The organism is Planococcus chinensis, assembly GCF_020071995.1.
Lineage (GTDB): Bacteria > Bacillota > Bacilli > Bacillales_A > Planococcaceae > Planococcus > Planococcus chinensis_A.
Window position 1 is genome coordinate 325265 of record NZ_JABWTK010000003.1, and the last position, 11756, is coordinate 337020.

12 protein-coding genes and 1 other annotated feature are annotated in these 11756 nt (G+C 47.9%); of the genes, 11 read left to right on the forward strand and 1 reads right to left on the reverse strand.

Features of this window, described 5'->3' with window-relative positions:
* The first annotated feature begins 135 nt into the window (after nucleotides 1-135).
* Nucleotides 136-368: a binding site (T-box leader), on the forward strand.
* A gap of 61 nt (nucleotides 369-429) precedes the next feature.
* The 8 genes from trpD to HU147_RS07215 all read left to right on the forward strand — a co-directional run bounded on the left by trpD (nucleotide 430) and on the right by HU147_RS07215 (nucleotide 7817).
* A complete protein-coding gene (gene trpD / locus HU147_RS07180; RefSeq protein ID WP_224075601.1) occupies nucleotides 430-1422 on the forward strand; it encodes an anthranilate phosphoribosyltransferase in 993 nt (330 codons plus the stop codon).
* Complete coding sequence (gene trpC / locus HU147_RS07185) at nucleotides 1419-2192, forward strand: indole-3-glycerol phosphate synthase TrpC (RefSeq protein ID WP_224075602.1); 774 nt, start codon at nucleotides 1419-1421, stop codon at nucleotides 2190-2192. Before trpD ends, trpC begins: the two co-directional genes overlap by 4 nt.
* The gene (gene trpB, locus HU147_RS07190; RefSeq protein WP_224075603.1) at nucleotides 2189-3985 is read left to right on the forward strand and encodes a tryptophan synthase subunit beta; all 1797 of its coding nucleotides are present in this window, start codon (nucleotides 2189-2191) and stop codon (nucleotides 3983-3985) included. The genes trpC and trpB overlap by 4 nt, the downstream gene beginning before the upstream one ends.
* Entirely contained in the window at nucleotides 3982-4752 is a 771-nt protein-coding gene (gene trpA, locus HU147_RS07195; RefSeq protein WP_224075604.1) for a tryptophan synthase subunit alpha, read from the forward strand. The genes trpB and trpA overlap by 4 nt, the downstream gene beginning before the upstream one ends.
* Before the next feature lie 23 nt (nucleotides 4753-4775).
* Complete coding sequence (locus HU147_RS07200) at nucleotides 4776-5366, forward strand: DNA-3-methyladenine glycosylase (protein ID WP_036807559.1); 591 nt, start codon at nucleotides 4776-4778, stop codon at nucleotides 5364-5366.
* A gap of 70 nt (nucleotides 5367-5436) precedes the next feature.
* On the forward strand, nucleotides 5437-5958 hold the full coding sequence (locus HU147_RS07205; protein ID WP_036807556.1) for a type 1 glutamine amidotransferase domain-containing protein: 522 nt from the start codon (nucleotides 5437-5439) through the stop codon (nucleotides 5956-5958).
* Nucleotides 5959-6179: 221 nt separating this feature from the next.
* Nucleotides 6180-6509: an ArsR/SmtB family transcription factor gene (locus tag HU147_RS07210; protein ID WP_224075605.1), complete on the forward strand. Its 330-nt coding sequence runs from the start codon at nucleotides 6180-6182 to the stop codon at nucleotides 6507-6509.
* Between the two features lie 12 nt (nucleotides 6510-6521).
* Nucleotides 6522-7817 (forward strand): arsenic transporter, encoded by a 1296-nt coding sequence (locus HU147_RS07215; RefSeq protein ID WP_224075606.1) that lies wholly within the window; start codon nucleotides 6522-6524, stop codon nucleotides 7815-7817.
* Nucleotides 7818-7856: 39 nt separating this feature from the next.
* Here HU147_RS07215 and HU147_RS07220 read toward each other — a convergent pair whose 3' ends face one another.
* Nucleotides 7857-8654 carry a GNAT family N-acetyltransferase gene (locus HU147_RS07220; protein WP_224075607.1) on the reverse strand — a complete coding sequence of 266 codons (798 nt, stop codon included), beginning with the start codon at nucleotides 8652-8654 and terminating at the stop codon, nucleotides 7857-7859.
* Between the two features lie 376 nt (nucleotides 8655-9030).
* On the opposite strand from HU147_RS07220, the gene HU147_RS07225 reads away from it, so the two are divergent.
* The 3 genes from HU147_RS07225 (at nucleotide 9031) to HU147_RS07235 (ending at nucleotide 11726) form a co-directional block, all read left to right on the forward strand.
* Nucleotides 9031-9957 carry a manganese-dependent inorganic pyrophosphatase gene (locus tag HU147_RS07225; protein ID WP_224075608.1) on the forward strand — a complete coding sequence of 309 codons (927 nt, stop codon included), beginning with the start codon at nucleotides 9031-9033 and terminating at the stop codon, nucleotides 9955-9957.
* Nucleotides 9958-10293: 336 nt separating this feature from the next.
* On the forward strand, nucleotides 10294-11001 hold the full coding sequence (locus HU147_RS07230) for a DsbA family oxidoreductase (RefSeq protein WP_224075609.1): 708 nt from the start codon (nucleotides 10294-10296) through the stop codon (nucleotides 10999-11001).
* Between the two features lie 95 nt (nucleotides 11002-11096).
* Nucleotides 11097-11726, forward strand: coding sequence for an FMN-dependent NADH-azoreductase (locus HU147_RS07235; RefSeq protein ID WP_224075610.1), 630 nt, complete (start codon nucleotides 11097-11099; stop codon nucleotides 11724-11726).
* The last annotated feature ends 30 nt before the right edge of the window (nucleotides 11727-11756 follow it).

Consider the following 11756-nt stretch of genomic DNA (forward strand, 5'->3'; position numbering starts at 1 on the left):
TATTTCTGTAAAATGTTTGAGTCGTTAACACTTGACAGAATATACAAAACAATTGTAATATGAGTGTCAACTTGTTGGACGAGCGGCAAGTTCATTTGAGAGAAGAGCCCAGAGAAGAGTCAGAATAGAAGAGCGTGCAAATCGAGGATTGAGACGAGTAGGCAAGTGAATCCACTTTAGAGAGTCAGCGGCTGGTGGGAGCTGATTGGATTGCTTGCGCGAATGGACTTAGGAGAGCTGGCCTGAAAGCGGTAGCGAGTAAGGGAGACGTAGGCCCTGCGTTAAAGGGAAAGGCGAAGAGCCTGATTTAAGTGAGTGCAAAATTGCATTAATGCGTGGTGGTACCGCGGTTTAACCCCGTCCCCGCAACCGGATATCAATCCGGTTGCGGGGATTTTTGCATTTCAATACGAGCTGAGGAGAGATAGCATGAGAAAAGCAGAGAATTTAACAGAGCAGAGCATGTATGAAAAATCATTGGATTTATTGAACGGAAAGATAGAGCAGGACAGCATCAAGCAATTTTTGCTGAACCTTCATGAGAAAGGCGAAACAGCCGATGAATTGGTCGGGATGGTCAAAGCCATGAGAGAAAAAGCGGTGCCGCTTCCGGAAGTAAGCGGCGAATTGGTCGATGTTTGCGGTACAGGCGGCGACCGTTCGTACAGTTTCAACATTAGCACCTTGACGGCGTTTGTCCTGGCAGGATGCGGCATGACCGTCGCGAAGCACGGCAACCGCAGCGTTTCAAGCAAAACAGGCAGCTCCGATGTGCTCGAAGAACTCGGCATTTCCACCAAAGTGGAAGTTGAGCGCATTCCGGAAATGCTGGATGGAACAGGCATTGCTTTCTTGTTTGCGCCGGCCATCCACCCGGCACTTGGGGACCTTCGCGAAGTGCGCAAAAGCATCGGCACACCGACAATTTTCAACCTGGTGGGGCCGCTTGCCAATCCGCTGCCGATTACCGTCCAAATGACAGGCGTTTACCGCCGGGACATGATGAAGCCGATGGCAGACGCATTGATGCGCTTAGGCAGAACACGCGGAGCCATCGTCCACGGAGCAGGTGGACTGGACGAATTGTCGCTCGCAGGCGTCAACGAATTGATCGTTTTCGATGAACACGGCAAACGCCATCTGACGATCCATCCAAATGAGGTTGGGCTGGAAACTGCGCCGATTGACACCATTCGCGGCGGCGAGCCGAAACGCAACGCGGAAATTTTTCTGGAAGTACTGGAAGGAAAAGAAAGCCCGTATTTAGATACGGTGGCGCTCAATGCCGGAACGGTGCTTTATGTCAGTGGACGCGCCGAGACAATTGCTGAAGGCGTACATCAAGCCCGAAAATCAATCATGTCCGGTGATACCGCCAAAGTGTTTGAACTGCATCGTTTAGCTTCGGGGGTGTTAGTGTGACGATTCTGGATAAAATCATTGAAACGAAACGAATGGAAATTAAACAGTACGAAAAAGTGGAAGCAAACGGTCCGTCTTTTCCGAAGAAAACGAGATTAGCTGATCATTTGCGCAGCAAAAATGGCGTCATTTCCGAAATCAAACGGGCTTCGCCTTCAAAAGGGGATATCCGCACCGAAGTCGATGTGGTGGCACAAGCGAAGAGATACGAAGCATCAGGCGCAGCGGCCATTTCCGTCTTGACGGATGAAACGTATTTTAAAGGGTCCATCGATGACTTGCGGGAAGTGGCGAAAAACGTATCGATTCCGGTTTTATGCAAAGATTTTATGATTAGCGAAATTCAGATTGACCGTGCGAAACATGCCGGGGCCACCATTGTTTTGCTGATTGTCGCGGCGCTTGAGAAAAAAGAATTGCACCGGTTGTTTGATTATGCCGCAGGTCTTGATCTTGAAGTGCTGGTGGAAGTGCATGACGCCCAGGAATTGGCGCAGGCACTAGAGCTCGATGCCGAACTGATTGGCATCAATAACCGTGACTTGAAGACATTCGAAGTGACGGTGGAGCGTACGGTCGAACTGGCTAAAACCTTTCCATTTGGCGATAAACGTTTGCTGATCAGTGAAAGCGGTTTGCATTCAAAAGAAGACGCGGCTGTTGCATTTGGTTCCGGTGCTTCCGGAATTTTGGTCGGGGAAGCATTGATGCGTTCGGAAGATCCGGGAGCTTGGATCCAAGAAGCGACAGCTGAGGAGGCGGTCAAATGACGCGAGTGAAAATCTGTGGACTCAAAGAAGTCCAGCATATCGAAGCGGCAAAAGGGGCAGATGCCATCGGTTTCGTTTTTGCGCCAAGCAAGCGCCGAGTATCGATTGAGCAAGCGGCGGAACTGGCACAATATGTACCGATCAGCACAGACAAAATCGGTGTGTTTGTCAATGCATCACTTGAAGAAATCAAAGAGACGGTTGAAAAAGTGCCGTTGACAATGGTGCAGCTGCACGGCGATGAGCCGGATGAATTGGTCGAGGCGATTCAGGTGCCGGTCATTCAAGCCTTTTCGATTCGCAGCAAAGAAGATGTGGAAAATTTGGAGCGCTCGAAGGCTGATTTTATTCTGGTCGATGCGCCTGGAACGGATTACCGCGGAGGCAGCGGCAAGGTCTTTGATTGGAGTTTGCTGGAGGGAGCGAAAGTGGATGCTTCCCGGCTGATTGTGGCAGGCGGTTTGAACCCGGCCAATGTCCGGGCAGCCATCGGACAGACGAACCCGCATATGGTGGACGTTTCAAGCGGAGTGGAAACAGACGGCAGAAAAGATGCAGTTAAAATACAGGAGTTTATCAAACAGGCAAAGGGTGGTTCGATGCAGGAAACAGTTGAAAAAACCGGGTTTTTCGGTAAATACGGCGGGCAGTTTGTGCCGGAAACATTGATGAAAGCGGTCAAGGAATTGGAAGAAGCATATGCGGAAGCCAAGCAGGATCCTGGATTCATAAATGAATACCATCGTTATTTATCCGAGTACGTCGGCCGCGAACAGCCGCTGACATATGCCAAGCGGTTGACGGAAGCGTGGGGCGGCCCGAAAGTCTATTTGAAACGGGAAGACTTGAACCATACTGGTGCCCATAAAATCAATAATGCACTTGGGCAGGCATTGCTTGCGATCCGCATGGGCAAACGGAAAATTGTCGCGGAAACCGGAGCCGGCCAGCACGGTGTGGCAACGGCAACGGTCTGTGCCTTGTTCGATTTGGAATGCGTCATTTTTATGGGCGAAGAAGACATCAAGCGCCAGCAATTGAATGTGTTCCGCATGAAATTGCTCGGCGCCCGTGTGGAAAGTGTCACAAAAGGCAGTTCCACTTTAAAAGATGCAGTCAACGAAGCGCTGCGCTATTGGGTGACGAATGTGGAAGATACGCATTACCTGATCGGTTCCGCACTTGGGCCACATCCTTTCCCGACAATGGTGCGCGATTTCCAAAGCGTTATCGGCGAAGAAACGAAGCGACAGATTGTGGCGCATGAAGGGCGTTTGCCGGATACGGTTCTTGCCTGCATCGGCGGCGGCAGCAACGCCATCGGCATGTTTTATCCGTTCATAGGGGATGAATCGGTCCGTCTGATCGGCGTCGAAGCGTCAGGTGAAGGGCTGCATACAGAAAAACACGCAGCTACTATGGCGAAAGGGACAGAAGGCGTACTGCACGGTGCATTCATGAAACTGTTGCAGGATGAGTCGGGGCAAGTGCTGGAAGCCCATTCGATTTCAGCAGGCCTCGATTATCCGGGAGTCGGTCCGGAGCACTCGCACCTTGCAGACATTGGCCGCGTCGAATATGTCTCCATTACCGATGCGGAAGCATTGGACGCAGTGGTCACATTTTCCCGGCTCGAAGGCATCATCCCGGCGCTTGAATCGGCGCATGCCATTGCACAAGCCGAGAAAACGGCAAAAGAAATGAACCCGGATGAACTCCTGGTCATTTGCGTTTCCGGACGCGGCGATAAAGACATGGCCACGTATGCGGAAAGATTGGAGGGTTTGTCATGAAGAGATTACAGGACTTGAAAGAATCCGGCGGAAAAGCATTCGTGGCCTATATTATGGCGGGAGACGGCGGATTATCGCGCTTGAGCGAGCAAGTGCAGTACTTGCAGGAAACAGGCGTGACCGCCATCGAAATCGGCATTCCGTTTTCGGATCCTGTGGCAGATGGCCCAACAATCGAAGCAGCAGGCAACCGTGCGTTGAAAGAAGGCGTAACGCTGCAAAAAGTGCTCGATGAAATGAAGAACTGGACATTTGAAGTGAAAATTCCGCTACTCATTATGACGTATTTAAATCCGGTTTTGCGGGTCGGCGTCGAGCATTTTGTGAAAGAGTGCAAAAAAGCGGGTGTTTCTGGTTTGATCATCCCGGACCTGCCTTATGAGCACCGGGAGCTGGTCGAACCGTTTGCCAAAAAAGAAGCAATTGCCTTGGTGCAGCTTGTGACGCTGACAACTACCGAAGAGCGGCTCGAGGCCATTTTGAATGAGGCGGAAGGATTTGTTTACGCAGTGACGGTAAAAGGCATCACGGGAGCGCGCGACGAAATGTCGGGTGATGTCCAGGCCTTTATGCGGCGTGTCCGGGAGAAAAGCCCAGTGCCGGTTTATGCCGGCTTCGGCATTTCAAAAGCGCAGCACGTGGACCTGCTGCGGGAAGATGTCGACGGCTTTATCGTCGGAAGCGCCATTGTCCAGGCTTTCCAGGACGGCACCATCCGGGAAATTGAACCGCTCATACAGGCGGTGACGGCTCTTAATCCGGTATAATACGGATTAGGAGGGATGTTTTTATGTTTACGCCAATCTCGGCAGACTTTTTTGAAGCGCCAACGCTTGAACTGTCCCGCAGTCTCCTTGGCCAAATCCTGGTGCACGAATTGCCGCAAGGAATCGTCGCAGGGCGCATCGTGGAAACCGAAGCTTATATGGGTGCGGAAGACCGGGCAGCCCACAGCTTTGGCAATCGGCGCACCAAACGCACGGAAGTGATGTTCGGCAAACCCGGACTTGTCTATACGTACCAAATGCATACCCATACTTTGATCAATGTGGTCAGCGGCCCGGTCGATACGCCGCGCGCCATTTTGATTCGTGCCGTAGAACCGGTCGAAGGCATCGATTTAATGGCTGAACTGCGCGGAAAGCACATGCCCATCAAACAGTGGACGAGCGGTCCTGGGAAACTAACAAAAGCGATGGGCATTACGATGGATTATTACGGCCATCATTTTACGGAACGCCCTTTGTATATTGCAGAAGGCGATCCGGTTCATGCAGTGGCAGTCGGACCGCGCGTCGGCATCGGCAACTCGGAAGAAGCGGTCCATTATCCGTACCGTTTTTGGGAAAGCGATAATCCGTTCGTTTCGAAATTTCGGTAAGTGCTGTGTTTAATCTTTGTTCTGTGTGGAATACTAAAAAAGAGTACTTACACAGAAGGAGTGAAAGATAGTGGCAAAAATTGCAACTTTAATTACAGATATGTTTGAGGATGTAGAATATACGGATCCATCGAAAGCATTCAACGATGCAGGCCATGAAGTCTTTACGATTGAGAAAGAAGCTGGCAAAGAAGTGACGGGCAAGCAAGGTGAAGCCGTCGTAACCATCGATAAAGGAATCGATGACGTAAACCCGGATGAATACGACGCGTTATTCCTTCCAGGAGGATTTTCACCGGACCAATTGCGTGCGGATGACCGCTTTGTTGCATTCACGAAAGCATTCATGGATGCCAAAAAACCGGTCTTTGCCATTTGCCATGGACCGCAATTATTAATCACTGCGAAAGCGCTGGAAGGCCGCAAAGCGACCGGCTACAAATCCATTCATGTAGATATGGAATATGCCGGCGCCAAACTTGTCGATGAGGAAGTGGCTGTATGCCAGGACCAACTGGTAACGAGCCGCCAGCCTGACGACATTCCGGCATTCAACCGTGAAGCGCTTCGCGTTCTTGAACAATTAGCTTAATCCAAAAGATGAGAAATCCCGGCAGGTTGGCTGCCGGGATTTTTTGTGCTGAAAAAAGTTGCAAACGAATTGTCGGGGTTCGTGTGAAGTCTTTTCTTTTAAGCTGCAAAATGGGCTAAAAAAGAGCAGCGTGAATAAATCCTGATTTCCTATAATCGCCTATTGAATCAATAAGCAAACACTTATATAATAAGCAAGACTAAGCCGAAGAAGGTGAAAACATGGATTATCTTCAAATGGAATCGTATTTAAAAGCGATCAGTGACCATAACCGAATGCTGATTTTAAAATATCTGTCGAAGGATTCGCTGTGCATTTGCGAATTCACCGAGCTTTTGGACATGACGCAGCCGGCCATTAGCCAGCATATGCGCAAATTGAAACAGGCAGAACTCGTTACGGAAGAAAGACGGGGCCGCTGGACCATTTGGGCGTTGAATGTGCGCCATCCGCAATATCCGATACTGATTCATTTATTGAGTCTTCTTCCGGAACCGGAACGGACAATTGAAACTTTGGTGGCAGAAGGAAAAAAAGTGGTTTGTAATTAAGGAGAGGGAACCGTGGAAGTTTTGTTAGCAGGATTTATATTTATTGTGACGTTATTTTTAGTTATTGCACAGCCGCGCAATTTGTCGATTGGCTGGTCGGCGGTCGGCGGCGCTGTTGTGGCGCTGCTTGTCGGAGTCGTCGACTTTGGAGATGTGTGGGACGTGACTGGCATCGTTTGGAACGCCACATTGACCTTTGTGGCGCTGATTATCATTTCATTGATTCTTGATGAAATCGGCTTTTTTGAATGGGCCGCCTTACATATGGCGCGTTTTGCCAAAGGAAGCGGATTGCGGATGTTTTTCCTGGTCATTGTGCTCGGCGCGATTGTCGCGGCGTTGTTCGCAAATGACGGAGCGGCGCTCATCTTAACGCCGATTGTATTGGCAATGGTGCGGGCATTGAAGTTCAAAGATGCCATGATTTTGCCGTTCATCATGGCTTCCGGGTTTATCGCAGACACGGCATCATTGCCATTCGTGGTCAGCAACCTGGTCAATATTGTATCGGCCGACTTTTTCGGGATCAGTTTTATCGAATATGCCCTGCATATGATTGTTCCCAACCTGTTCAGCATCCTGGCGAGCATGCTCGTTTTGTATTTGTATTTCCGCAAAGACATACCAAAGCAGTTTGATGCCAGCGCCTTGAAGGCACCGGCATCGGCAATTAAAGATTTGAAACTGTTCCGTCTGTCCTGGGCAGTTCTTGGCATTTTGCTGGTCGGCTATTTCGTCAGCAGTCCGCTCGGCATACCGGTATCATTCATTGCCGGCATTGTAGCCATTGTGTTCCTGGCCATTTCACGCAGAAGCGAATCGGTCCATACAAAAGCGGTCTTGAAAGGCGCTCCTTGGAATATCGTCTTTTTCTCCATCGGGATGTATGTAGTCGTTTACGGATTGCGCAATGCCGGTCTGACTTCTGTTTTGGCAACGGCGATTGAGTGGACTTCCAGCCACGGTTTGTATGCAGCAACGATCGGCATGGGTTTTATCGCGGCAATTTTGTCGTCAGTCATGAACAATATGCCGACGGTCATGATTGATGCATTGGCCATTGCTGAAACCAATACGACCGGGGTCGTGCGGGAAGCATTGATTTATGCCAATGTCATTGGCTCTGACCTGGGGCCGAAGATTACGCCGATTGGTTCTTTGGCTACCCTTTTGTGGCTTCATGTCTTGAGAGTTAAAGGGGTTACGATCAGCTGGGGCTATTATTTCAAAATCGGCATCATTTTGACGGTACCGACTTTGTTTATCACCTTGACGGGCCTTTACTTGTGGCTCACTATTTTAAATTAAACAATTCCAAACAAAAAAGCTCGCGGCTGCGAGCTTTTTTTAATCCAGAAACTTCGCCATATAAAGTTCATCGTACGGCTTATCCTCAATCATCAGTGATTTTTTGCGGACGCCTTCTTTTTCGTAGCCTGATTTATCATAAAGTTTGCGGGCAGCGGTATTTTCTTCGACAACTGTCAATTCCAAGCGAGTGACGCCTTTTGCAGCCGACCATTCTTCTGCTTTTTGAAGCAGTGACGTGGCAATGCCTTTATTTTGGGCGCTTTTCTGAACTCCGAGAATCAGGGAAGCCCGGTGAGCCGCCCGTTTTGCGTCGTTGCCGACAAGCATTAAATAACCGACATGTTCGCCGTTCAAGATGGCAATAAAGATGGCCGAGTGGCCTTTTTGCTTCCAGTCGATAATTTGCTTGCGCATGCTTTGGGTAGACTGGACGCGTTCGTTCTGCCCGTACAGCATGAACTCGGACTCCGATTCGACTTGGCGCTGAAGCGACACAAGGGAGCGGGCATCGCCATGTTCCGCGGCGCGGATCAGCAGGATGTCTTCATTGCCAGCGTTGGCATTATGGGCCCCCGAAGCATCCGTGCGTTCAAAGGTGACGTAGCGGTTGGTGATAATTTCGCTGACGTGATAGCCGGCATCCATCCAAGCATGGAAATGTTTAGCAGGTGGTTTTGTTTTTTTCCACCAGCTTTTGTTTAAATAAGCGGCATTCGGCAATTGTTGACCCATAATCTGTTCAATTTCATTAAAAGACAAGGTGATTTTGGAAGCGGAAGCTGAAGAAAAATAATCGGCAAGCGGAATGTATTTTTTTTCCAGAATTATGGTCATTAAATTCGCTCCTTTTTTGAAAAGCAATGGATTGGTTATGGGAATTATACCATTTGTCCTATTAAAATGTATATAATTATTTCTATTTTCTAAAAACTTTTTTTATTGCTGGAAATTAATAAGTATATACTAGCTTAAATTTCTATTTTATTAGTATTTTAGTCCCTGTTATTTCGGTAGGATTTATATTATCAGATTATTTAATAAACTATTGACAACTCTATTTTTCTGCAGAAGTAGAAGAGGAATGGCAATTCTTTTCTAAAAAGTTTGCAGCATCCGCCGTTTTGCCGCCAGATGCCTTATTGTATTTCGGCAATGCGCTGAGTTGTGTTAAAATTATCACGGAAACCAACTTCATTCAGGAGGCTATAATATGTCAAACGTTTTTGTATTCGGTCATAAGAATCCAGACACGGATTCTATTTGCTCGGCCATTTCATATGCTTATTTAAAAAACCAAATCGGGATGCAGGCAGAGCCGATCCGTTTAGGCGAGTTAAACAACGAAACTCTTTATGCACTGGAGAAGTTCGCATTTGAACAGCCGCGCCTTGTTGAACGCGTATCAGAAGAAGTGTCGCAGGTCATCCTTGTCGACCACAACGAACGCCAGCAAAGTGCGGAAGATATTGGAGACGTCCAGGTCATCGAAGTGATTGACCATCACCGGATCGCCAATTTTGAAACAACGGATCCGCTTTATTTCCGCGCGGAACCTGTAGGCTGCACAACTACTATCCTGCTGAAATTGTTCAAGGAAAACGGCGTGGAAATTCCCGCGAATATTGCTGGGTTGATGCTATCTGCTATCATTTCAGATTCACTCCTGTTCAAATCACCGACTTGCACGCCTCAAGACATTGCAGCGGCACGCGAATTGGCTGAAATTGCAAAAGTGGATGCAGAGGAATACGGTTTGGCTATGCTGAAAGCAGGAGCAGATTTGAGCAATAAAACATTGGAAGATTTGATGTCTTTGGATTCCAAAGAATTCGAAGCGGGCGAACACCGTTTTGAAGTGGCTCAAGTAAATGCCATTGATGTGAATGATGTCATTACTCGCCAAAAAGAGTTGGAAGTACTGATAGAGCAAATCATCGCTGAAAAAGGGCTGGACTTGTTTACATTTGTTGTAACCGATATTTTGAACAACAACTCTGTCGCCATCGTTCTGGGAAGAAGAGCGGACATCATCGAAGAGTCATTCAAATCAAGCGTTGTTGATAACCGTGTTCTTTTGCCGGGTGTCGTATCGCGTAAAAAACAAATTGTTCCGGTAATCACCGAAGCGCTTAGCTGACTCCTTTAAGGAGTCAGTTTTTCTTTTTGTCTAGCTCCAGCGCCTAGATGCTCGGGGTCATAAGCCAGCCCAGCTATGTGGCAGAGGATGCCACTTCGCCGGTCTGGCTTATGCCTGTCGCAGCTACACAGGCGCTTCCGCTTTTCTTTTTGTCCAGCTCCAGCGCCCAGCCCCTCGAGTCGCTTCAGCCTTTCCAGCAATGGCAAAGAACGCCATTACCGGCAAGGCTTCCAGCGCTTGTCGGGGCTAGACGGCCGCTTGCGCTTTTCTTTGTATAGGCAAAAAAATTGAGGCTTGTTGTTTTCGTTGTTATAGTAATGCCAAGAGGTGGATAAAATGAAAATAGAGATTTGGTCAGATTATGTGTGCCCATTTTGTTACATAGGCAAACGAACACTGGAAAAAGCTTTGAAGAGATCAGGCTATGAAAGCCAAGCGGACATTTCATTCAAAGCCTATCAGTTAAACCCGAATACACCAATCGATTCGACAGTTTCCACTTATGAATCATTGGCGAAAAAAATGGGGCAGACAGTCGAACAAGCGAAAGAAATGACTAAAGGTGTAGCAGAGCACGCCCGCACTGTAGGCCTTGAATATAATTTTGACGGCATGGTGGAAGCCAATACATTTGCAGCTCACCGTTTGGTAAAATGGGCTGAAAGTTTAGGGAAAGATGCCGAACTGACAGAACAATTGCTGCATGCGTATTTTATCGAAGCCCAGAATGTCGGGAATGCTGAAGTATTATTGGACATTGCTGAGAAATCGGAACTTCCACGAGAAGACGCTCAAGCAATTCTGGCTTCGGAACAGTTTACGGCCGAAGTACAGAAAGATATTGAAGAGGCCCGCCAAATTGGTGTGCAAGGAGTGCCGTTTTTCGTGATTAACCGAAAATATGCCATTTCTGGTGCCCAGCCGGTAGAAGCATTTGTGGATGCGCTTATCCAAATCGGGGAAGAAGAAGGCATTCGTCCGGCTTTGAAACCATTGGGAAGAAAAGAAACTACTTATTGCACAGGAGATTCCTGTGACATGTGAGCAGAGTAATGGATTTCTACTCTGCTTTTTGTTAAGATAAGGATGTCTTGAAATCGAGAATAATATAAATAGTATAAAGGGAGTTTTGTATTAAAATGAACGTTTTAGTAGTAAAAGCAAACAACCGTCCGTCTACAGAAGGTGTATCAAGCAAAATGCACGAAGTGTTTATGAATGAAATGGATAAAGGCTTGAATATCCAGACATTTGATGTATTTGAAGAAGATATGCCGTATTTCGGCCAGGATTTTTTCAATGCGATGCAAAAGTCGGCTCAAGCTGAACCGATGACTGAATTAGAGCAGCGCATCTTGACAGCTTCTGCTAAAGCAATGGATGCTTTCATGGAAGCAGACGTTGTTGTATTTGCTTTCCCATTATGGAACATGACGATTCCTGCAGCGCTTCAAACATTTATTGATTACATCTACCGCGCAGGCGTAACGTTTAAATATACAGAGAACGGTCCGGTTGGCTTGGTTCCGGAAAAGAAAGTCATTATTTTGAATGCACGCGGCGGCGTTTACTCAACACCGGAAGCAGCGCCTGCTGAAATGAGTGTTACTTATATCCGCAACATCATGAACTTCTTTGGCATCCAGGACATCAACGAAATTATCATTGAAGGGCATGCAGCAGATCCTGAAGCAGCCCCTGCTATTATTGAAGAAGGCATGGAGCGCGTAAAACAAGCAGCTCGCTCTCTTCAAGGCGTTAGAGTCTAATTGAATTTTTTCTGAAAGCCCGAAAGCGAA

Bases quoted from the DNA above. Each gene is read 5' to 3' on its own strand.
- trpD (WP_224075601.1), top strand. From the start codon at position 430: ATGAGAAAAGCAGAGAATTTAACAGAGCAGAGCATGTATGAAAAATCA.
- trpB (WP_224075603.1), top strand. From the start codon at position 2,189: ATGACGCGAGTGAAAATCTGTGGACTCAAAGAAGTCCAGCATATCGAA.
- trpA (WP_224075604.1), top strand. From the start codon at position 3,982: ATGAAGAGATTACAGGACTTGAAAGAATCCGGCGGAAAAGCATTCGTG.
- HU147_RS07200 (WP_036807559.1), top strand. From the start codon at position 4,776: ATGTTTACGCCAATCTCGGCAGACTTTTTTGAAGCGCCAACGCTTGAA.
- HU147_RS07210 (WP_224075605.1), top strand. From the start codon at position 6,180: ATGGATTATCTTCAAATGGAATCGTATTTAAAAGCGATCAGTGACCAT.
- HU147_RS07220 (WP_224075607.1), bottom strand. From the start codon at position 8,654: ATGACCATAATTCTGGAAAAAAAATACATTCCGCTTGCCGATTATTTT.
- HU147_RS07225 (WP_224075608.1), top strand. From the start codon at position 9,031: ATGTCAAACGTTTTTGTATTCGGTCATAAGAATCCAGACACGGATTCT.
- HU147_RS07230 (WP_224075609.1), top strand. From the start codon at position 10,294: ATGAAAATAGAGATTTGGTCAGATTATGTGTGCCCATTTTGTTACATA.
- HU147_RS07235 (WP_224075610.1), top strand. From the start codon at position 11,097: ATGAACGTTTTAGTAGTAAAAGCAAACAACCGTCCGTCTACAGAAGGT.